At 70.3% G+C, this 21,561-nt stretch carries 20 protein-coding genes; 2 read left to right on the top strand and 18 right to left on the bottom strand.

What is annotated here, in order from left to right:
* Positions 1–246: 246 nt before the first annotated feature.
* The 9 genes from ACFVU3_RS19590 to ACFVU3_RS19630 form a co-directional block, all read right to left on the bottom strand.
* Positions 247–1,041, bottom strand: a complete 795-nt coding sequence (locus tag ACFVU3_RS19590; protein WP_390067684.1) for a phosphotransferase family protein — start codon at positions 1,039–1,041, stop codon at positions 247–249.
* Between the two features lie 4 nt (positions 1,042–1,045).
* On the bottom strand, positions 1,046–1,525 hold the full coding sequence (locus ACFVU3_RS19595; protein ID WP_390067686.1) for an NUDIX domain-containing protein: 480 nt from the start codon (positions 1,523–1,525) through the stop codon (positions 1,046–1,048).
* Between the two features lie 43 nt (positions 1,526–1,568).
* Positions 1,569–3,167: a hypothetical protein gene (locus ACFVU3_RS19600; RefSeq protein ID WP_390067688.1), complete on the bottom strand. Its 1,599-nt coding sequence runs from the start codon at positions 3,165–3,167 to the stop codon at positions 1,569–1,571.
* Entirely contained in the window at positions 3,164–4,180 is a 1,017-nt protein-coding gene (locus ACFVU3_RS19605) for a glycosyltransferase family 4 protein (protein WP_390067690.1), read from the bottom strand. The genes ACFVU3_RS19600 and ACFVU3_RS19605 overlap by 4 nt, the downstream gene beginning before the upstream one ends.
* A 6-nt stretch (positions 4,181–4,186) precedes the next feature.
* Positions 4,187–4,738: a hypothetical protein gene (locus ACFVU3_RS19610; protein WP_390067692.1), complete on the bottom strand. Its 552-nt coding sequence runs from the start codon at positions 4,736–4,738 to the stop codon at positions 4,187–4,189.
* Entirely contained in the window at positions 4,735–5,820 is a 1,086-nt protein-coding gene (locus ACFVU3_RS19615; RefSeq protein WP_390067693.1) for an ATP-binding protein, read from the bottom strand. The genes ACFVU3_RS19610 and ACFVU3_RS19615 overlap by 4 nt, the downstream gene beginning before the upstream one ends.
* The gene (locus ACFVU3_RS19620) at positions 5,817–7,241 is read right to left on the bottom strand and encodes a protoporphyrinogen/coproporphyrinogen oxidase (RefSeq protein WP_390067695.1); all 1,425 of its coding nucleotides are present in this window, start codon (positions 7,239–7,241) and stop codon (positions 5,817–5,819) included. The genes ACFVU3_RS19615 and ACFVU3_RS19620 overlap by 4 nt, the downstream gene beginning before the upstream one ends.
* Before the next feature lie 203 nt (positions 7,242–7,444).
* Entirely contained in the window at positions 7,445–7,699 is a 255-nt protein-coding gene (locus tag ACFVU3_RS19625) for a hypothetical protein (RefSeq protein ID WP_390067697.1), read from the bottom strand.
* A 64-nt stretch (positions 7,700–7,763) separates the two neighbouring features.
* On the bottom strand, positions 7,764–8,948 hold the full coding sequence (locus ACFVU3_RS19630; protein ID WP_390067699.1) for a helix-turn-helix domain-containing protein: 1,185 nt from the start codon (positions 8,946–8,948) through the stop codon (positions 7,764–7,766).
* 120 nt (positions 8,949–9,068) lie between these two features.
* Here ACFVU3_RS19630 and ACFVU3_RS19635 point away from each other — a divergent pair, with 120 nt between their 5' ends.
* Entirely contained in the window at positions 9,069–9,623 is a 555-nt protein-coding gene (locus tag ACFVU3_RS19635; RefSeq protein ID WP_390067701.1) for a flavoprotein, read from the top strand.
* 225 nt (positions 9,624–9,848) lie between these two features.
* On the opposite strand, the gene ACFVU3_RS19640 is transcribed toward ACFVU3_RS19635, so the two are convergent.
* The 9 genes from ACFVU3_RS19640 to ACFVU3_RS19680 all read right to left on the bottom strand — a co-directional run bounded on the left by ACFVU3_RS19640 (position 9,849) and on the right by ACFVU3_RS19680 (position 19,814).
* Positions 9,849–10,181, bottom strand: a complete 333-nt coding sequence (locus tag ACFVU3_RS19640; protein WP_390067702.1) for an HAD family hydrolase — start codon at positions 10,179–10,181, stop codon at positions 9,849–9,851.
* A 367-nt stretch (positions 10,182–10,548) separates the two neighbouring features.
* Positions 10,549–12,477, bottom strand: coding sequence for a hypothetical protein (locus ACFVU3_RS19645; protein ID WP_390067704.1), 1,929 nt, complete (start codon positions 12,475–12,477; stop codon positions 10,549–10,551).
* On the bottom strand, positions 12,474–13,265 hold the full coding sequence (locus tag ACFVU3_RS19650; RefSeq protein WP_390067706.1) for a class I SAM-dependent methyltransferase: 792 nt from the start codon (positions 13,263–13,265) through the stop codon (positions 12,474–12,476). The genes ACFVU3_RS19645 and ACFVU3_RS19650 overlap by 4 nt, the downstream gene beginning before the upstream one ends.
* Positions 13,262–13,726 (bottom strand): hypothetical protein, encoded by a 465-nt coding sequence (locus ACFVU3_RS19655; RefSeq protein ID WP_390067708.1) that lies wholly within the window; start codon positions 13,724–13,726, stop codon positions 13,262–13,264. Before ACFVU3_RS19655 ends, ACFVU3_RS19650 begins: the two co-directional genes overlap by 4 nt.
* Positions 13,719–15,236, bottom strand: coding sequence for a hypothetical protein (locus ACFVU3_RS19660; protein ID WP_390067709.1), 1,518 nt, complete (start codon positions 15,234–15,236; stop codon positions 13,719–13,721). The genes ACFVU3_RS19655 and ACFVU3_RS19660 overlap by 8 nt, the downstream gene beginning before the upstream one ends.
* A gap of 46 nt (positions 15,237–15,282) precedes the next feature.
* Positions 15,283–16,155 (bottom strand): GNAT family N-acetyltransferase, encoded by an 873-nt coding sequence (locus ACFVU3_RS19665; protein WP_390067711.1) that lies wholly within the window; start codon positions 16,153–16,155, stop codon positions 15,283–15,285.
* Between the two features lie 292 nt (positions 16,156–16,447).
* Positions 16,448–18,334, bottom strand: coding sequence for a glycoside hydrolase family 15 protein (locus ACFVU3_RS19670; RefSeq protein WP_390067713.1), 1,887 nt, complete (start codon positions 18,332–18,334; stop codon positions 16,448–16,450).
* Positions 18,331–18,528: a DUF5999 family protein gene (locus ACFVU3_RS19675; protein WP_390067715.1), complete on the bottom strand. Its 198-nt coding sequence runs from the start codon at positions 18,526–18,528 to the stop codon at positions 18,331–18,333. The genes ACFVU3_RS19670 and ACFVU3_RS19675 overlap by 4 nt, the downstream gene beginning before the upstream one ends.
* Positions 18,529–19,268: 740 nt before the next feature.
* On the bottom strand, positions 19,269–19,814 hold the full coding sequence (locus ACFVU3_RS19680) for an ATP-binding protein (RefSeq protein ID WP_390067716.1): 546 nt from the start codon (positions 19,812–19,814) through the stop codon (positions 19,269–19,271).
* 460 nt (positions 19,815–20,274) lie between these two features.
* Here ACFVU3_RS19680 and ACFVU3_RS19685 point away from each other — a divergent pair, with 460 nt between their 5' ends.
* Entirely contained in the window at positions 20,275–21,540 is a 1,266-nt protein-coding gene (locus tag ACFVU3_RS19685) for an XRE family transcriptional regulator (protein ID WP_390067718.1), read from the top strand.
* Positions 21,541–21,561 lie beyond the last annotated feature (21 nt).

Consider the following 21,561-nt stretch of genomic DNA (forward strand, 5'->3'; position numbering starts at 1 on the left):
GCACCTTCCGCCCTTTTCAGAGCTCTCGGCGGAATCGAACAGCCTCGCCCCCTTCGACCGCTCCGCCGCCCCGACTCGCTGCCGCCACCCTCGCAAATCTCGGCAGCGCCCTCGCCCGCGAGCCCGTGCGCCTGAAATGGGGCGGCTGAAACCAACTTCCTGGCCGCCGATCTTCCAGAACTGCTGGATATGCCGAGTCGCCGCGCAGTGGCGGTGAACAGCGAGGGGCCTGCGACAGGTCGTGGTTCACGAGGGAAGGAGTGGGTACAGCTCTCGCCCCAGGCGAGCCCGACCGCGTTGCCGTACGTCCGGATCGGTGCTGAGGGCTGCGTCGGCGAGCTGATGAATGCGCCAGTACACCTGGACTCTGTGGACGGCGTTCGGAGCGGGCTGGTGGGCGACCTGAAGCACGTCGGTGGGGTCGGTCAGGTCGAGACGGACGGCGAGGCGGGCGAGGTCGGACAGCGGGTCGCCGAAGGCGGCGAGTTCCCAGTCGAGCAGCAGTACCCCGTCGGCCGCGGGCCTGACGAGGTGGCCCGGCTGCAGGTCGTGGTGCAGCAGTCTGGGCTCGATGTCCAGGTCCGTGGTGTCAAGCTGGCGGCGGAGAGCTGCCGCGGCGGGCGCGAGGTCGGGTGCGGCAGTCGTGTACGTGTCGAGACGGCCGTGAAGGTAGTGGTGCCAGGTCCGGTACTGCCGGGCTCCGGCTAGCCGACCGGTATGGGGGCCCGTGATGCGGTGGATGGCGGCGAGGGGGCCGGCCAGCTCGTGAAGGAGCTGGCCGGCGGGCACAGGCTCAGCGTGGACCGCGGTCTGCGCGGTCCACGCCGGTCTGTCCCCGGGGCCGGCCCCGAGGAGCTCGGGAGCCGGGGCGCCGTGCGTGGTGAGGAGGGCCAGGGCGGCGGCCTCGTTGGCGGCGCGGTTCGGGTCGCTGTAGTGCTTGAGTACATACGGCACTGGGCCGTCGACGTACCAGACGCGGTTGGCCTGTCCGGTCGTGATCTCTCGGGCACCGTCAGGGACCCTGCCGTCTATCGCCGCCACGGGTTCAGGCGACGTCGCCGAGATAGCCGGATGAGGGCTGGCCCGTGGCGAGGGCGGCGATTGGCTGCCGGAGGGCGTGGGGCAGCAGGTTCAGACCGGGAACCTTCTCCAGTTCCACCCATTCCAGACCGGTCTGCACGTCGTCTTCGGCGTGTCCGCCGAGGCGGCCGGGGTCGTCTTCGGGGGTGCAGTGGAAGATCGCTTCGATGCGGTGGGTGCCGGCCTCGGTGTCGGCGTGGTCATGGTTGGCGCCGATGTACTCGCGCAGCCACAGAAGCTTGTCCACGGTGACGGTCAGGCCGGTTTCCTCGTGGACCTCGCGGCGGGCGGTCTGGTTGAGGGGTTCGCCGGGGTTCTGGCCGCCGCCGGGCAGGAAGTAGCAGTCCTGGCCCTCCCAGTTGGCTCGTTGGAGCAGGACCTGACCATCGTGGACGACGACGGCTTTGGCGGAGGTGCGGATGGTAGGCGTGACAGGCTCGGCCACGAGTGGGCTCCAACTCTGCTTCGGTGGTGGGTGGGAAGGGTTGTCAGCGTTCAGTCTTGCCGAAACCGCGGTGGCGTCCGGCCGCCTTCGCGAAGATCAGCTGCCAGGGTCCGGCCAGTCGTACGAATGGCTGGAACGGGCTGGCTGCCACCAGCGATGCAAGGTGTGCCGGGGACGTCCGGGGCAGGGCGGCGAGACCGGGCGGTGGGATGACGGCCGCGTGCAGGGCCGGGGCGAGGGCCAGTAGCCGGGCGGTGGCCACGGGGCCGTGCAGTAGCACACCGGCCGTTGCGGCGACCGTCCAGACGGGCCCGGCCCACCAGGCGGACAGGACGGCCGCCGCCATCAGCGGGGCGCCGAGCAGCCAGGCGGCCTCGTCCGCCCATTCCCGGGCCACCAGGACCATCTTGGCTGGGCGGGAGAGGGTGGTGGGAAGGTGCGCGACGGCGGCAGCGTGGCGGTCCGGGCGGGCGGAGGCGGTGAAGGCCAGCGCGTGGAGGTTGGCCAGTCCGGAGGGTTCGGTGTAGGGCTCGTCGAGGACGGCGACGGTGGAGGCGGTGAGGTCGGCGCCGAGCAGGGACAGCCGGTGCCCGGTGCCGAGGTCTTCCATCGGTTCGGGGAAGCCGCCGAGCGCTCGGACGGCAGGGAGATGGACGGCCATGCCGCAGCCCACCCCGTACACCATGGGCCGCAGCCACACCCGGACCGCCTCCGGCAGACTGGAGGCGGCCAGGAAGCGGTGGAGGCGGACGCGGGCGAGTTCGATGCCGAGGGAGCGCCGCAGCTGGTAGGCCCATTCCCCCTCCAGTAGCAGACCGACGGGGCCGGCCGGGAAGGGGCGGCGGGCCAGCAGCGGCAGCCGCTGCTGCTGGATGAGGGCCGGGGCGTGCCGGGTGCGGGTCCGGTGCGCGGTGGCCTCGGTGGCGAACGCCTGAAGGGTGCGGTGGTCGGGGGCCGCGTCGGCGTCGTAGACCACTGCGTACGTGTCGTCTGCGTGCTCGTCCTCCCTCCACCCGAGCGGGCCGAGAACCCGCTGCAGGCGGTCGAGGGCGAAGTTGAGCTGTCCGGCCTTGCGTCCGCCGATATCGGGCTGGTGGAGGTGCACCAGCGGCAGCCCTCCGTCCGGCAGGCGGGCGGCGAGGGCCGTCACGATGTCGGCGGTGGTCGGCTCGGTGTCGAACAGTTCGGTCAGCACCCGTAGCCGGTCGGCTGGTCGTTCGGCGTTGACCGTCTCGGCGACCTTGCGGCAGCGGGCGGCCGGGAACAGGCCCCGCAACTGCCCTGCCTCCAGCGGGGCGTGGGCTGCCAGGGCCGCAAGCCGGTCGCGGTGTCCGGCGCGTGCGGAGACTTCGCGTTCGGTGGTGATGACCACGACGGCGGCGCGGTCGCGCGGGTAGTCCAGTGCCCTGAATGCGGTCACCGTCTCCTCCGCGATGGTCTGCTCGCGCAGCATCGGCAGTAGCACCACCAGCCACGGCACCGCGTCCTTCCCCGCCTGCGTCCCAGTGGGTGTGCTATCGGCGGAGGCGAGGAGCCATCTCGCGCATACCTCGACCGCGATCAAGGCCCACAGCGCGCGGGCCAGCAGCAGTGTCAGCAGGACGGGCACGGTGGCCTGCAGCCACATCTCGGCCGTGGTCACCGTGCTTCCTCCATCAGTCGGTAGACGCTGCGCATTTGGTCGGCGACGAGGGGCCAGGCGAACTGTTCCGCCCGTTCGCGGGCGGAGGCCCGCCTGGCGGCGTGCGCGGCGGTGCCGGTCTCGGCGAGGACCTTCTCCACCGCCTCCGTCGCCGCGACGGCGTTGCCGGGTGGGGGGAGCTGGGCTGCCTCTCCCGTGTAGTGGCGGATGCCGCCGACGTCGGTGGCGACGACCGGCGTGCCGCAGGCCATCGCCTCCAGGAGCGCGTTGTTGGCGGTCGCGTCGAGTAGCGGCAGCAGCATTACGGCTGCCTGCCGGTACAGCGCGACCAGGGTCTGCTCGGCGACTCCTTCGAGGACGCGAGCAGCCGGGTGCCAGGCCCGGGTACGGGCCTGGCGGGTGACGACGACCAGCTCGACGCCGTCGCTGTAGCGGCGGTGCAGCCGGTCGTGGACCGCATCCAGGACGGTCCAGTCCCGCAGCCACCAGCCGACAGTCAGCACCAGCGGCCGGTCCGACGGTGGCGGTGCGGGCGCCGGAGTGAAGGCGGTGGTGTCGATCCCGTGGGGTACCAGGTGTACGCGGTCGGCGGGCACCAGGTCGGCGAAGAACGTCTGCTGGTGCGGGTCGAGGACGACGATGCGTTCGGCAGTCGGCGCGAGCTTTCGCCACGTGCGGGCCGGCAGGTGCTGCTGGAGGTGTGTGGGCGGCTGGTGATAGGTGACGGCGGTCGGGCCGAGGCGGCGGCGGGAGAACCAGTATTGCTCGTCCCCGTACAGCACGTGGGCGGCCGAGCGAGAGGCCAGCAGGTGCAGGTCGGTGGCGAAGTGCTCGGCCGGGTAGAAGGGCAGCGGGCAGCTTCGGGCGAGCAGGCGGTGGGCCTGACCGGCCGCCCTGGTGGCGAGCGGTCCGGACGGTGGGGTGATGCGGCGGACTTCGGGGAGGTGGTCGAGAAGGCGGTCGTAGCCGCCGTGGGCGGTGTGCCAGGGGACGCGTACGACGGAGGCGATCACGGCGGCTCACGCCTCCTTCGGGGCGAGTAGACCGAGGGACCGCAGTCGGCCGGTGACGGCGTGGGGGCGGTTGAGGTGGACGACGGGCTGGCCGTCGGCCTGGTCCGGGCGGAGATGTTCGGCCCAGCGGCGGCGGTGCCGGCGGTGGTGGGCCGGGCCCCACCACAGGATCGAGTCGCGGGCGAGCAGGTGGCTGAAGGTCTCCCGGTTGCCGGCGAACAACTCCTGCTGGGTGCCGGCCCGCCGGAGCGAGCGGCGGATCAGCCGGGGCAGGCAGACCCTCAGCGGCAGGTCGAGCCAGATGACGAGTTCGGCGCGGGCCAGCAGCCTCTCGCCGACTTCGCCGCCGTAGTTGCCGTCGGCGATCCAGATGTCCGAGGCCAGGGCGTCTCGGACGCGGGCGTGGAAGAGCTCTGGGCCGACAGGGGTCCACCTCGGTCCCCAGAACAGCTCGTCCAGGTCGAGGTGGGGCAGTCCGGTGTGGGCGGCGATGGCGGTGGCGAGGGTGGACTTCCCGGAGGCCACCGGGCCGACCAGCGCGATGCGCTTGGGTATCACGGGAGCCTCCTTGTGACGGCGTCTGCGATCCGTTCCAGCAGGTGAGGGGTGCGCACACCGGCGGTCACCTGCATCGCTGGCACTCGGGCGACCAGGTCGTCCATGACGTCGGCGGCCTGCCGGGCCAGTTCGCCCTCGGGACGGGTGCGGTCGGCGAACCACGGGTGCAGCCAGTCCTCGTCGTGCGGGGTGCAGCACACGGCGGTGAGCGCGGCGCGAGCCGCCGTCGCGCCCGGGAAGGCGATGCTGATGTCCCGGTCGTCGTCATGGAGCTGCGGGAGCACGACGAGCCGCAGCGGGGCGCTTTCCCTCACACGGACGGTGAAGGCGCCAGCGAAGTCGTGCGGGGTGTACGAGGCTTTGCGGGACGTGCCGAAGTCGGTTGGCAGCACGCTGTGCGGCGGCAGGCTGCTGTTCGGGGCTAGCGCGGACAGGGTGCCGCCGGCGATCCGGACCGAGATCGGTACCCCGACCACTTTCGCGGCCGACTCGGTGACCAGTACGCGGTCAGAGCCGACGAGGTCGGCGCGATGGTGGGCGGCCAGGGCCGTGAGCAGGGTCGTCTTGCCGGCCCCGGATGGGCCGACGATCAGTACCCCGTGGTCGTCGACCGTGGCGGCTGCGGCGTGGAAGGCGGTCCAGCCCCGGTGTTCGGCACAGCGCAGGACGACCTCGCGGATCACCCGCAGGGCATACCGCTCGCCGCGGTCGGTCCCTGGGTGCAGCACGATGTGCAGCCGACCCGTCGCGTCGCGGGCGAACAGGTGATCTGCCGGCAGGTGCGAGGCGGGGTCGGGCCTCCACCAGCGGACCTGCCCGAGCCGTGAGGACAGGTACGGCTCGCCGCGGAACGGCAACACCTCCAGCGACTGTGCACCGGCCAGACGGGCCCCATGGTCGCGAAAGAGGTCTTCGCTGTGGTGTATGCGTATCTGCGTGAGCTGCCCGCACAGCGGTGCTGGCGAGGTCTCGGGGGAGAAGTTCAGCAGGTGGATGCTCTGGTCAGCGTGGAAGGTCTCGTCGGTGCGGACGTCGAAGCAGTGCCCGGCGAAGGCGACCGTCCCGTTGCTGCGGCTGCTCACCTCCGTCCCCCCGCTGTCGCCATGGCGTCGGGTGCCTGCATGAGGAGTTCTTCAGTGGTGCCGTGCACCAGGCGTCGGGCGATGTCGATGCCCATCTTCACGGCGTGGTCCATGTTGCCGATCTCGTACCGCCACGTCCCGAACCGGCCTCGTGAGTAGATCCCTTGGGACTCCATCCACGGCACCACTGTGTCCAGGGCCTCATCACGGTCGAGGGTGGGTATCGGGTAGGCGTAGTCGATCAGTTCCAGGTGGGTACTGGCCAGCGGCGCGTCCTCGGGCACGAGGCCGTGACGCCGCAGGGCCTGGTCGCAGTCGCGTATGAGCCGGTGGCGGTCCAGCCGGGTCCCCGGCAGCAGAGAGGTCTCGGTCATCCACGCGCTGAACGCCGTTGTGTCGGCGCCGGGGACGTTGGCGGGCGCGTACTTGCTGAAGTTCGTGGCCCGGTAGAACGGCACTTCAGGCTGGGGGAAGTACAGCCAGGACCGTTCGTCGGTGGTGGGGGCCTCGTAGCCGAGGCCGACCATGGCCACCGTGGTGTGCCGCAGCCGTCCGGCTGCCGCTCGCACCGTGCCCGGGGCGCCGGCCGTGATGGCGGAGAGCTGGTCAAGTGGACCGGTGGCCACCAGGTGGTCGAAGCCGATGAGCTCGCCGTCGGAGAGCGTGACGGTGCGGGCGGCCGGGTCGACGGCGACCGCGCGGACTGACGTCCGCAGGCCGACGTCGAGCCGTGCGGCCAGGCGGCGCCAGATCTCTCCGGTGCCGCCGCGGGCGGGGAAGGCGAAGGTGGCGTTGGGTCCCCACCGGAGGGCCGGCGGGGCGGTCCCCGAGAAGGCAGCCAGGATTTCACTGGGATCGACCGGGGCGACGCGTTCGGCGACCCAGGACGAGGCCATCTGCTCAGGAGGCATCGCCCAGACCTTGGAGTTGTACGGGCCGAAGAACCGCTCCACCAGGCCCGATCCGTACATCGCCTGCAGCCACGTGGCGAAGTCCATACCCGCGGCCATTCCCTCCTCGCGCCGTTGGCAGGCGCGAAGGAGATCGTGCACACACGCCTCGGCGTCCTCGGCCGGGAGGCGATGGAGGTACTGCTGGAAGGGGTAGGGCACCCACCGGTCGCGGAAGCGGATGTAGGAGGACCGGTCGTGATGCAGCAACTCGTCGGGGGCGAACAGCTCGGCAAGCAGCTTGTCGAACTCGCCGAAGTGGGAGAAGACGACGTGCCCGCCCAGGTCCCAGGTGAAGCCGGCCGGATCGACCACGGACGAGGCAAGTCCGCCGGGCAGAGGGGCCGCCTCCAGCAGCGTCCAGGAACGGTGACCCAGCCGCTTCAACTCGTCCGCACAGGCCAGGCCACAAGGGCCGGCGCCGAGAATGACAATCCTCTCGGAGGGTAAGGCGTGCGGTGAATCGGGCATGAAGCCTCCTTCGATCGGCAGGCGGTAAGGCTCTGGCCCGCGTCCGGCGGGCGGCGGTGACAGTACGGGGGGCGGGGTGGCCCCACTGCCGATGCACGGGGAAGCGGCGGGGACACCCCGCTCGGCGTCGGCTTCGACCACGAGGGGTTGGTGCGTGAGCGCGGGCCGCCGACAGGGTTCGGCCGGCGCAAGCCGGAGGAGCCTTAGGTCGCCGACCCCTCGGTGTCCGGGTCCACGTGTGCGTTGTGGATGTGGAAGTAGGCCACCTCCACCTGCTCCTCGAAGCCCTTGTCGTCCGCGAGCGCCTGGAACATCGTCTCGCTGACGGACCGGCAGTAGTCGCAGGTCTCCACGTCAGCGGGTCCCTCGCGGCGCGCCATGGCCGCACGGGCCTGCTCCACTGCTTCGGGAGACAGCCCGTCCAACAATTCCTCGGTCAGGTCCGTGTCATCGCTCACGCCGCCATCGTGGCCACTGAGGACCCTGGAAACTCTTTCACTTGAGCGAGAGTCCCAGCTGCCCCTACATGCCGATCCAGCCCGCCATGTTCCGCAGAGGCTCCGGTGTCCGGCGGGAGAGGTGAACGAGCCCGCGGATCGTCTCCCTGGCACCAGGGTGATAGCGGGTCTGCTCCGGCGCCGCCCGCCGCGCCGCCCAGAGCGACCTCAACGACGGCTCTGCTTTGCCCAGTTCCATCTCAATGCGGGCCCGGTCGATGAAGAAGTGCGCGCGGCGGGACGTCGCGATCGAGGCCGGCAGCTTGATCGCCTTGGCTTGCCGCAGCGCCTCGTCGTACTGACGCATCTCCATCGCCACGGTCATTTCGTGCAAGGCCACGTTCGCTGGGCCGAAATTGAGCCAGTGCACCTTGCTGGCGTCGCCGACCCGCCCCGCGTACTCGCGGGCCCGTGCGATGTGGTCGGCGGCCGCGCTCGCGTCCTCCGCCCGCGCCGCCAGCACGGAACCGCCGAGATGAAGCTGGCCAGCGACGGTGAGGGCTTCGCGGGTCGAGTTGCCTGGGTCGAGCAGTCTGTGGCCGGAGCCGACCAGGCGCAGGCCGATGCCGTACTCCCCTTCGCGGAAGTAGACCAGCCCCCGGAAGTACTGCCGCATGGCCGCCAGGCAGGGATCCGAGGCCCGCTCCGCGGCCCAGCCGAGCCGGTCGAGGGCGACGCTGGCGAGATCGAAGTACCCCAGCTTCACCGTGACGTCGTGCGCGGTGCGGTAGGCGGAACCCAGGGCCCGCCATAGCTCCGTCGTCGGCGAGCGCCAGCACAGGACGGTCAGCTCCGTGATGACGTCGGGAAGGGCTGCCGCCGCCGCGTGTAGGTGGGTGGCGCGGACATGGGCACACAGCACCTCGGTGGCAGTGACGAGCTCCTCGGCCGTGCGCGTGGTGACCTGGGGATCGTCGCCGAGGTCGTACAGGTCGAGGGACTCGCGAATCGGCCGGATGAGCTCCGCCAGCCGGTCCTCCTGCATCTGGGTTATGTACGGCTGACCCGTCAACACCGTGACATCGATCCGCAGCGCTCGCGCGACGGCCGCGACGAAGTCCGAGGACGCCGGCCGGGCTCCGCACTCGACCTGGGTGAGCCAGCTGTACGAGTACGGAATCCGGTCCGACAGCTCCCGCTGCGTCAGCCCCGCCAGCCTCCGTTGCTCCTTGATCCGCGTACCGGTGTGGTTCCCGTCCCGCGTCGGCATACCGGACTCCCGTCTCTGACCCGTCACCCGGAACGCTACGCGCTGCTCTCTGCCGCGAGAGGCGGATTCACAAGGGACTCCGCCGAGTTGGCGGCCACCTGGCTGTGATCGGATACCCTCATGACCACTCCGACCCTGTACCTGTTCAGCAGCGCGGCCCCGCCCGTTTTCGACGTCGCTCGCGTTATCGAGGAGGCGCAGGCAGACGGCTGGGACGTATGCCTCGGTCTCACCCCGACGGCCGCCCGCTGGCTCGCCGATTCCCTCGACGGCCTCGCCGCTCTCACCGGCCACCCCGTCCGCTGGGACTACCGTCTCCCCGGACAGCCGGACGTGTGGCCGAAGCCGGACGCCGTCATCGTCGCGCCGGCGACCTTCAACACGATCAATCAGTGGGCGCTCGGGATCACGGACAAGTGGCTCGTCGGCGTAGTTGCCGAGGGCATCGGCAAGGGCATCCCCATGGCGATGATGCCGTGCGTGAACCGGGCATACGTCGCGCACCCGCAGTTCGAGCGCTCGATCGACGCCCTACGGAGCGCCGGGGTCCGGGTGCTGTACGGCGAAGGCGGCTTCATCCCGAACGAACCGGGCCAGGGCAATCCCGCCACGTACCCGTGGCGGGCCGCCCTGGACGCCGTCGCCGACAAGCTCGGCCCGACCTCCATCGCCTAGGGTCCTTCCCACCGCGCCGGAACGGAGTCCACGGGCAAGGCCCTGGCCCTTGCGACCCGCGGGACGCAGAGCGGCCGGGTCCGCCCCCACCTCACCCAGGCCCTCCTTTTGCTCCCCGTGAGGACGAGGCCCTGGAACGGATCAGGGGTGCTTGAGGCTGGGAATCGGCCATGAGATTGAAGGCCCCAGCGCGGGTCGCTCCGTCCAGATGGTGCGACCCCGGCGTTACGCGCTGCCGCCTACTGCCGGGCGAGGGCCTGGTTCATCTGGGTCATGATGCCGAAGGCCGTTCCGATGGCCGCCACGATGCCAGACACGGCACCATGAGGCGAGCTCGGCCGCTGTGTCGAGGACGAGGTTAGGACCGGCGGCGGTGAGGTCGTCAGCGTCGGCGTATCCGTAGCTGACGGCGACGGCCTGCAGGTCGGCGGCGTGGGCGTGACGGACGTCGCTGCCGGTGTCGCCGACGTAGGCAGTCGCACCGTATTGCCGGTGTACCAGCTGGAGTTTGAGCGCCTTGCTACCGGCCTCGTCTCGTGAGAGCAGCACCTGCGGCATCGCGTCCTCGTCGAGGTTCCTTCGCAGCAGGCGCTCGACCGTGGTGCGGTGGCTGCCGGTGACGATGCCGTACCGGGACCGCTCGCGAGTTCGCCGAGGATGCCGACAAGGTCGGGGATGACACCGCGCTCTTCCTCGCCGGCGGTGAGGTCGGCCAGCCGTGCGTGCCGCTGCCAGAAACGCTCGGCCGTCTCGTACGGGATCCAGCGGGTCAGCGACTGGCTGAGCACGCCCCGGTAGATCAGCGGCAGCTCCTCCGGGCCGGCCAGGTCTGGCAGCTCCCACAACTCCATCTCCCCTCGGACGGTCTGGTAGGCGCTCCAGGCCCGTTCGCGGGAGTCGTGCAGGACGCCGTCGAAGTCGAAGATCAGCACGTTTCCTCCAGCTGGACGAGGGGCACGCCGCACCAGGCGAGCAGGTGGGGGTGGGGGAGCCGGGCGGCGAGGTCACCGAGCGCGGCGGTGGCGTGCTGCCAGGTCGAGGCAGGTTCGAGCGGTGCCAGCAGCAGGGAGCCGTCCTCCAGCACCGGCTCGAACCGGCCCTCGGCCCACTGGGTGACCGCTTCCTCGACGCTCCGGGTATCGATCTGCGGAGCCTTGGGCGCGGGACGGCCTCGGAAGGGCAGCATGGGCTGGAGCAGAGCCGCGGGCTGGTGCCGCCACCGGCGAAGTACGGGCGTCCTGACGCTGACGGGGATGTGAAGGGCTTCCTGCAGGACGAGCGCGGCATCGATCATGGCCCGCTGGAGACGGTGCGCCTCTCGCGCCGTGGCTGCAGCTCGCTCCGGGTTGTAGGTGCGGGGCAGTTGTTCTCCCCGGGCGGTGCCGTAGCAGAGCATGGCCGTCGCGAGAGCCGGCAGGCAGGATTCATCGTCGGACAGGTGCCGGTCGACGGCGGCGGCCACCGTCTTCAGGTCAGTGCCGAAGGCGACGACGATCGCGGCCAGGTCGATGAGCGGGGTGAGCAGTTCGTTGTCGCGGCGATAGGCGTGGGTGAGGTGGCCGGTCTTGCGCAGGCCGCCTTCGGCGTTGATGAGCCACTTCTCTGCCTCGCACCGGCCATCCGGCACCGAGGACCCTATCGACATCACCCAACGGTGCAGCCGGGGCAGGACCATCCCTGGGTTGCCGCTGGTGAGCGCGGTGGCGACCGTCTTCAAGGCCGCCGGGATGGGAGCGGGAGCGCGCAGGCTCATCGCAACAGGGAGCTGGACGGAGCGGTCCAGCGCATAGCCGACTGCGTCGTCGAGCCAGAAGTCCCCACGCGGGGTCAGTTGGGTGGACGCGCTCAGATCTTCGCTGATCACCATGGCCGGTGCGACGCCCACCGTGGCTGGCGTCAGAGCGCTCGACAACGCGGTGGCCGTCGCGCGGGCCGCGTCACCGAAGATGCCGGGCGGAACCCAGGACGCCACCACCTGCTGTCGGCCGTGCTGGGTCGACAGCGTGAAGGCGGATCGGGCGGGCGAGCGGTGCCGCAGGCCCGGCCACGGGGCCAGCGCGGAGTTCTCCCGCCCTGGGCGGAAGCCGACCAGGCTCACTGGAGCTTCGGTGCCGCTCGTCCACGTGACCTCCGTGGTCAGGTAGGTGCCGAAGGCCCTGAGGGCGAGGCGGCGGGTGGAGGCCCAGCAGGAACGCGGCAGGACGGTAACCGAGATGCCGGCGTCCCGCAGCGGTTGGACGTCGTCGTCACGGAAGGCTGGCACCAGGACGTCGGTGCTGCCGCGCTCGGCCAGGCGCTGAGCGAGGGACACCAAGGTCCGGCCCGTCAGCGGCGGGTCGTCCACCAGCAGGACCCTGCGCCGGCCCGGCGTGATTCGCTCGCCCGGTCGCACGGAGGCGAGGTGGACGTCGAGCCCTTCGCGGGCGAGGCGGGCGGCGACGAGAGGAGCGAGATAGGCCCCGCCCGTCCGCACGCCCACCACCGCGACCGGCCATCCGTCCGACCGGGCTGACAGCCACCTCTCGGAGAGCTGGACGATGTCGGGCCACTCCACGCCCTGGACGGCCAGGGACGCCGGGAGACGCACGATCGACTCGTCGCTGGTCAGCTCACGTGGCACGAGATCTGCGTCTGGGGCCGCCACCTGCATCTCGCCGCAGATGAGCCGCCCGGCAGCGCGCAGGGTGGAGGCCCGCAGCCGCTCGGCCGTCGGCAGACGACGGTCTTCGGACCGGACCCAGAGTGCTGCGAGCGTCTCGTAGCAGCGCAGGGCGCTGACCGCCTGGCGCGCGTTCGCGACGAGGTCGCGAGCGAGGGCGCCGACGGTCAGCGGCCTGACAGGAACCGTGGTCATGCGGTGACCTCGCGGCGGGCGACCGCGTGCACGAGACGGCCGAGCTCCCGGTAGGGGCTGCGGATGGAGGCGGCCCACTCCACCGCCAGCGCCTTCTGGAAGACGTCCTCCTCCGGCTGCCAATCCTTTCCGAGGTGGTCGTGGAAGATGCGCACACCCTGCCAGGGCAGCGGCGTCAGACCGTTGTCGCTGGCGAGCTGGTTCAGGCGGTAGGGGGCATCGCCGCGCGTGATGATGCCAAGGTTGCCCATGCTCGCGGCCTGGGCTGTCTCGATCTGCGCCAGCGCCGAGTCGTACTCGCCGCGCAGCGCCTCGCGCACTCCGACAGCGAGGGTGTTCTTGGTGAGAACGCTGAGGATGCCGCCGGGGGCGACAAGCCGGGCGAGATTGGCGATGGGCTCGGCGGAGTCGGGCAGGTACATCACGACGCCGTGGCAGCACACCGCGTCGAAGACCTCGCCCTCGAAGGGCAGGTCGTAGATGTCGGCCTCGACGAGCCTCACGCGGTCAGTCAGGCAGGCCGCGGCCAGCTTCTCCTCGGCGCGCTTGACCATGTCGGAGGAGACCTCGGCCCCGGTGACGTGATGCCCTGCGGCGGCCAGGCGCAGCACCATCTCGCCGTCGCCGCAGCCGACGTCCAGGACACGGGCGGGCTTGCCGCCGAGCTCTTCCAGGACGCGGCGCGCCACGATCTCGTGCCGCAGTCGGCCGCGCCCGCCCTCGGAATAGGCGGCGTAGTCGGTGCCGACGGCGCCGAAGTCGGTGGATCCGGTGGATTCGGTGTTCATGCGGAGAACTCCTTCTTGATCTGGGCCCAGTGCTCGACGAAGAATCGGAACGAGGGGTAACGGCCGCCCGCCAGCGCGGCGCCGGCCTCCCCCGAGAGGGTGAACGCGCCGGCACGCAGGGCCTGGCGGATGCGGACCAGACGAGGTATTCGGCCGGCCAGCTGCGGCACACGCGCGCGGGTTTCGGCGTACGGGAGCCACGCGGCGAGCTGGGCGGGACTCATCTCCTCCCACACCACGACGTCGAGCAGCCGCTGCCCGAGGCGCAGGGTGACCAGGTGCGGCACGGCGGTCTTCCCCGGCCCCGCGCCCCGGTGTCCCAGCGGCGTGACCCGCCCGGGGAAGCCGGCGCGCAGGTTGGTCAAGTGCTGGGCGAACGCGGCACCCAGGTGACAGGACAGGCAGGGGCAGACCGACTCGACCCGGGCCAGGTCGTCGAGGGTGAAGATCCGCTCAGCCATGTCCGCTCCTCGTCGCCGTGGTGACGGCGGGGCCGTACAGCTGGTAGTAGGCGTCGACGATCCCGGATTCGGCCAGGATCTCGTTGGTGGCGACGAGGTTGTGTCCGGGCTGCAGCCGTTCGTCTTCGTGGGCCACCGCGACCGCGCCGACGGCGAGCCCGGCCATCACCAGGTCCACGTACCTGTTGGACAGGCTCTCGGCGAAGTGGAAGTTGATGGGCATGCCATGGCCCACGACGACGATCTCCGACCCGTCGGGGAGCAGGTAGCCGGTGCCGAGCACGCCCCGGTCCGTCACCGCCTTGCTGCCCTCGCGCAGCTCGTCCAGCGCGAACTCGTAGTTCCGGCTCGTGGTGCTGACCAGGAACGAACGAGGGGGCAGGAGCCTGGCGTGCTCCAGACCGAAGCTGCGGCTGCCGACGCAGCCGATGACCAGCCGCGGTTGGTGGGAGTTCACCAGCTCGGTCAGCGACCGGCCGGTGAGGAAGCCTTCCTCGTGTGCGGCGACCAGGCGGGTGATGTCGGCGTCGAACACCGCCACTCGCATCCGCCGGCTGTCCAGGACGCGGGCGACCTCGCGGCCGATCCGGCCGAAGCCGAGCACGAGCGCGGCCTGGCCCTCGAACTTCTCGTCCGGCAGCAGCCGCAGGGTGTTGCGGACCGCGGCGTCGGCGATGCCGTAGGACTCGATCATGCCCTTCATGTCGCTCTCGGCCACGCTGAACAGCGGGAGTGGCAGGTTGAGCCCGGCCACCTTCCGGATGCCGGAGGTGGTCTGCTCCACGAGACCGATGAAGTGCCCGGCGCTCTCGGGAAGTTCCCGCAGCACCGTCGGCAGGACGTATCCGCCGTCGTCCATGACGATGCTGCGCTTGCCGGCCGCGGTCACCCGCGACACATGGTCCTCCAGCCCCGCGCGCAGGTCCTGGTAGCGCCGCACCGTGATCCCGAGCAGCTGCACGAGGTGGGCGTCGACACGACGGGAGTGGGCGTACGGGTACTCCTTGTCGATCACCGTCATGTGCGCCGGATCGACGCCGAGCTCGACCAGGCTGTTGACCAGGACGAGGAAGTCCCGCATGTGGTGGATGGTCAGGACCAGCCCGACGTCGGCGAGCGGCTTGTCCGGCCAGCGTTCCGGCAGCGTGCTCGTCAAGGGCAGCTCCGAGGTGACGGCGGCCATCTCGGAGTCGGTGAACGGCAGATGGGTGACGGTCTTGAAGAAGAAGGCTTGGTCGGCGAGGCAGCCCTTCTCGAAGGTCGCCACGATCCGGTGGGTCCGGTCCGCGACCGCGGCGGGATCGGCCGGCGCGGCCAGCGCCAGACGCCCCCGCCCGCCCTCGGCGAGCATGCACACCCACGATCCCTGCTCGTCGTCGAAACGCACCTCGCGTACGAAGGGAGCGGCACGCAGGCGCTCGACAAGCACTTCGGTCAGCTGCTGGGCCTCGGCCCTCCGGCCGACGAAGTCGACCGAGTGGACCACGGGCGGCTCCAGACAAAGCGACATGGAATTCCCCTTAATTCAGGCGAGGTCGATGGTGAAGACCCGGTGTTTAGCGGTCGCCGGGTGGTGTGAAGATCAGGCAGCGGCCCCCGACGGTCATGCCGCAGGCGATGAACGGCGCTGGATCGTCACGGGTCACCGCGCGTACGACCTCCAGGCCCTGGTGGGCAGCCAGTGTGCGCGCGGCCTGGATCAGCGGTCGGCGTGCGGCGGGTTCCGCCCACACCTCCGCCAGGAGCAGCTCGCTGCCGGCTTCGCTGTGCTGGGCGAGGGCCAGCAGCAGCGATCCGGTCGGCGGGTCGAGCAGCAGGTGCTCGGGCCGGAAACGTGGGTCGTCCCGCCACCGCCGGAGCGTCGCCTCAGCGAACCCAGCCGGGTACCCGCCGAACCGGCGCGCCGCCGCAGCGACGTAATCCTCCAGGTCGGCGAACCCGGCGCCGTTGGTGGTGGTCGTCGTATCCCGCAGGACCGGGACGCTGCGCAGGACGGTGACCTCGTGCAGCACGCGCCACTCCGCTCTGGCGAAGAACTCGGCGGCGCCCGGCCGGTCCACCGGCACATCCGTGGTCACCAGCGGCCACACGACCAGTCCGGTGACCTCTCGCAGCAGCCGCGAACCCAGACCGGACCGGCGTACGCGCGGATCGACGACCGGCCCCCACAAACGGGCGCGAGCCTCGTGCGGTTCGGGGTGCCGGACCGCGCACCACCCGACCAGCTCCTCGCCGGCCCTGGCGAGCACGAGTACCGGAGGCGCGCCGGTCAGCGCGTTCGTCAGCCTCGACCGCACCAGCGAGGCACTGACCGGGCGGTCGTCGCTGAACCCCGCGATGCCCTGCTGTCCGACGACCGCGAGCTGCTCACACAGCACGTCCGGCAGGGCGCCCGCATGCACGGCGATGTCGATGGAATCGGTGCTCATACCGCCGCCCCGGGTTCTGCGAGGCCAACCGAGCGGGCCGTGAGGTCGGATGCTGCCGTGGCGTTGGCCGTCGTCGTGGACGGCTGCTCTTCGGCAGAAGCCATGTCTGGGACCGTCACCGCTGCTTCAAAATCGCGGGAGTCGTGGGACTGCTCAGCGACCACACAGCCGACCAACGTAAGGCCGATCAGGTTCGCCCCGATCAGGACGAGGCCGGAGGTCCGGCCGTGCGGAGCCCGGTGTCGCCCCCGGGTCTGGCTCAGCCCACCCGCCGGTAACGAAGAACAAGCGCTCACCGCCCGATCACCCCCGCAGCGATCCGGCGCCCCTGAGCGGCGCGGGCGGTTGCGACGGCCCGGATCGCCTGAATGACAGCGATGTGGGAGAACCCCTGCGGGAAGTTGCCCAGTTGGCGCTGGTGCTGGACGTCCCACTCCTCGGCGAGCAGGCCGAGGTCGCTGCGGACCCGGAGCAGGCTCTCCAGGTGGATCTCGGCTTCGTCGACGCGGCCGATGGCGCAGAGCGCCACGATCAACCACCCCGAGCCGATGAGGAAGGTGCCCTCGTTGCCGGCCAGGCCGTCGACGCCCGGCACCTCGCCCCCGGTGCGGTAGCGCAGCAGGAACCCGCCTGTCGTGGACAGCTCCTGCTGGATCGCCTCGACCGTGCCGATGACCCGCTTGTCGTCTGGTGGCAGGAACCCCGTCGTCACGATCTGCAACAGGGAGACGTCCAGCTCCGTCGAACCGTACGACTGCGTGAACGTGTTGCGCTCCTCTTCGTACCCGCGCTCGCACACCTGCTGGTGGATCGCGTCGCGCAGCTCACGCCACCTCGGCAGTGGCCCGTCGGCACGGCCGCCCTCGATGAGCCTGACCGCACGGTCGACCGCGCACCAGGCCATCACCTTGGAGTGCACGAAGTGTCGGCGCGGACCACGGACCTCCCAGATTCCCTCGTCCGGCTGCTCCCAAAGGATCTCCAGGCACGCGACGAGGTCCGTGATGATCGGGGCTACGACAGGAGCCAGCTCCGGATCGTGCTCCTGGGCCGCGTACAGGGCGCCGACGATCTCGCCGTACACGTCGAGCTGTAGCTGCTTCGCGGCTCCGTTCCCGATGCGGACCGGGGCGGAGTTCTCGAAGCCAGGCAGCCAGCTGAGCTCGGCCTCGGTCAGCTCTCGGCTGCCATCGACGCGGTAGATGGCCTGCAGGTTCTCGGGCCGGCCGCCGATGGCTGTTCGCAACCAGCCGATCCAGGCCCGTGCCTCCTCCGAGTAGCCGCAGCTGAGAAGGGCCTCGACCGTCATGGCGGAGTCACGAGGCCAGCAGTAGCGGTAGTCCCAGTTGCGCTCGCCGCCGATTTCCTCGGGCAGCGAGGTGGTCGGAGCGGCCACGAATCCGCCGGTCGGTCTGTACTGGAGCGCCTTCAACGTGATGAGAGAGCGCTCGGCCGCCTCCCAGTGGGGGCCGGAGTACGTGGACTTGGCCGTCCAGCCCGCCCAGAAGTCCTCGCTCTGCTTCAGCAGCCCTCCCGGTGCGGGAAGCGGCGGCGGCTCGTGGCCTCCGGGCTGCCATGCGAGTGTGAAGGCCAGTTGCTCGTCCTTCGCGACGCTGAACTCGGAGATCAGGTCGCCGCCGGATGCGCGGGTGCGAGCGTCGGTGTCGAGCCACAGGCGGCCCTCGCCCAGGCCGACGTTTGCCCGGCGGCCGGCGATGTCGAGCCGCGGAACAGCCCGGCCGTAACCGGGGCGGGCCCGCAGGATGGACCGCATCGGGACCCGGCCGCTGACGCCCTTGACGATCCGGACCAGCTGCGTCACGTCGTCCTCTTCGGCGAAGGGCATGAAGTCGAGAAGCTGGATGGTGCCGGAGGGAGTGATCCACGTGGATTCCAGGATCAGCGTGCCGTCGAGATAGCGCTGCCCGTCGGCGGCGGGCGCGGTGCCGTGCGGCCCGGCGGGCCCGATGAGCCACATGCCGTGGTTCTCGCTGCCCAGCAGCGCGGTGAACGCGGCTGCGGAGTCGAAGCGCGGCAGACACATCCAGTCGATGTTGCCGTCGCGGTCGACCAGCGCGCTGGTGCGCCCGTTGCCGACGAGGCCGTGGTCCTCGATCCGGCCCGCCCGCCGCGGATGGTGGGGAATCTCCGCGGGGGGACGCGGGGAAGGGAGCTTCACGCTGCCACCGCCGTCGGCAGAGCACGGTGAGGGGCGACGATCTGGCCGTCGGGGAGCAGTTCGCCGGTGTCATCGAAGAGTAAGACGCCGTTGCACAGAAGGCTCCACCCCTGCTCGGGGTAATGAGCCGAGAGACGGGCCGCCTCACGATCTGCGGAATCGGCGCTCGGGCACGGGGGTTGATGCTGGCACATGGTGGGAGTCCTTGTGGGTACGGCAGGAGACGGGAGCGGTAGACGAGCAAGTCAGCGGCTTCCGGTGGCCAGTTCCCAGGGGCGGGCACCCGAGCGGAGGTTGCGGAGCGCTCGGAGGCCGGGAGAGGCTAGGGGAGCCAGACGGACGTTCGCTCTACTCCGTTCGTCGTGCGGCTAGCAGTGGCAGGAATGAGCCGTGGGAGGCTCGCTGGCGTACGGATGCGGCGCGTGCGGAAATCGCTCAGTTCTAGGGGAGCCGGCGAATGCGTGCAGAATCTCCGCGATGCACTCGGCCATGGGCTGTCGGGTGTCCACGACGATCTTCGGAGCCAGAATCGAACCCGCGCACCGGGCATCTCCCGGGGGCCCTTCAGCGTCCTGGTGGGCCTTTTGAGCGGGTGGAACCTCCGACACAGGGGCTGTGCGGACGCATTCAATGACGTGAAGGCGGTGGCCGATACCGCCGGCGAGATGCCCGAGCGCTCGCACATCGCGGGCCCGTGTGAGGGGATGAGCGTCGAGGACTACCGGGGAAGTGGGGTGCTGGTGGAGATTCCACACCGCGGCCTGCAACAGCCACTCGTAGAGGCGGGCCGCTTGCTCGTGCGACGTGGTGCGGGACGTAGGAAACAGCACGGTTCGCAGTTGGGCGAGGTCGGGCAGGACCCCGCCGATGACGATCGCGAGATGCCCGGCCAATTCCGACTTGCCCGTACGCGGCCGACCGCCGATGGAGACGATCACCGCGCCTCCACAGCCGTGCATCCGATCGAGGCGACCTTGCGCTTACGAGCGGGTACCTCCGCCTCGCCCGGCCAGCGGAAGAAGGCCCACACTCCCTTGCCGATAACCTCTCCGTCACGTGTCGCGGGAGCAGCCGTCCAGTGGTCGGCAATCGCGGAGACGAGCCGGAGACCGCGCCCACCGTCCGCGGTGTCGGGTCGGAACACCGGTGCGGGAACCTTCGGCGAGTTGTCGGTCACCAGGATGCCGAGTGCCGCGCCGGGTTTGACGGAGAGCGACAGCCCGAGCGTCTCGGTCTCGCCCATCGGCCGAGTTCGACCATGAAGCACGGAGTTCGTCACCAGCTCGCTGGCCACGAGAAGGACGCGGTCCATCAGCTCGTCCTTGCGGCTGAATCCCCAGCCGATGAGCTTTTCCTGGAGGAACTGCCGCGACTGGGGCACGGCCTGTTCCGAGTTCGCGAGCCGGATCGTAGTCAGTTCCGTCTCGACATCGTGCGCCAGGGCAGCGAGGAACTGCCCGGTCTTCCGAGTCGTCGTCATTGAGCGCACCCCCAATCCTGGATGGCGGGTGCCGCCGGCCGATATCCGGAGCACGGCGGCACCCGCGGGCTCACGAGCCAGGACCGTCAGGTGCCGTGGCTGGCGAGCGGCTTGTGGTCTCGGGAAGCCCGAGGAGGGCAAGAGTTGCCCTCGTGGACCAAGAGCGGCAACCGTGACGGTTCACGTAAACGTGACGGGCTTACGTGACGCTTCACGTATTTTCAGGGCCGTACTTGGCGGAGCCGCGTTTTCTTGTCACAGAGCGGACAGCATGTCAGTACGCTGGTCGGCGAGTTCGAAGGGAATCAACTCCATGCGACGTGGTCCTGGACCTCATCGTCCGTCCTGTGCAAAGCGGTTACGTGAGAGCGGTGCCGAACGAGGACAGTCAACCGACGAGATCGCCCGCACGATTCAGGCGCACTGCTCCGTCTCCCCCTTGCGCGCACAGCGTCTGGCCATGGGCCTCACCCTGACCGAGGCAGCGGACCAGATCCGCGAGCTCGTCTCTGACCTGGACAGGGCCCCCCGGGTCACCGTGGAACAGCTGCGGCTCTGGGAAACGGGAGGGCATCAACCGCTTCGTTCCACCGTGCTCGTGCTCGCCGCCTTCTATGGCTGCTCGCCCGGGGATCTGGGTCTGGACGACACCGAGGCGGTCGCCGGCGCCGTCCTCCGGGCAGGCTCCCGGCATGGGCACCGCGCCGAGGTCACCCCCATGTCCGCCATCGGCGAGCGGATCCCGACGGCTGCCGAGCACCTCTCGCACAGGGTCGACGCCGCGCGGCGTGCGGTGGACCGTACCCTGGCCTCCGCGACGGTCAACTCCAGCCAGCTGGACCACATCGACGAGATGGTCCTTTGGGCCAGCCAGGAGTACATCTCCACCCCGCCGGCCCCGATGCTCACCCGCCTCTTGGACCTGCTTGCCGAGGTCGAGGAGCTTGCTGCAAGCCGACAGCCGGCTGCCGTCCAAGTCCGGCTCTCTGAGCTGACGGCGATGCTTTCCACCCTGATTGCCGATGCGCTCATGAAGCTCGGCGACCTTCCGCGGTCGCGATCCTGGTACGCCACAGCGCGTACAGCCGCCGACGACAGCGGTAACTCCGAGCTTCGAGCGAGAGTCAGGGCTCAGGCCGCGATGCTGCCCTTCTACTACGGCCCGATCGCCAATGCGGTGAACCTCTGCCGGGAGGCCAGGGTCATCAGCAGATCACGGGCCAGTGTCAGCGCCACACACGCCTTCGCGGCGGCAGCAGAAGCCCGAGCCCTGGCCAAGCTGGGTGCCACTGAGGAAGCCGAAGCCGCACTTCGCTACGCGGCGAAGGTGTTCGAGCAGTTCGGCGGGGATGTGGCGGATGATGCCTTCGCGTTCCCGGAGCGCCGCTTCCTGCTCTACAAGAGCGGGACGCTGACGGCTCTCGGACACACGCGCGAGGCACGCCAGGTACAGGAGGAGGCGCTCGTCCTCTACCGGGACACGACAGGGATCGATCCCGCGCTTCTCCGGCTTGAAGCAGCCATCTGCTACGCGCGGGACCGAAGCCCTGATGAAGCGTGTCAGCTGGCCGGCGCCACCTTCCTGCGAATGGACCCCGCCCACCGCACACCCATCGTAGAGGAGAGGGCCCGCGAGGTTGTACAGGTCCTTCCGTCGGTGATACGGACAGGCCGGGCAGCACGCGAGCTTCTTGAGATCATCGAGCTGCCGCCAGGCCGGATGTGACAGGACGGGCTCTCGTCGGTA

The organism is Streptomyces sp. NPDC058052, from assembly GCF_042885515.1.
Classification (GTDB): Bacteria; Actinomycetota; Actinomycetes; order Streptomycetales; family Streptomycetaceae; genus Streptomyces.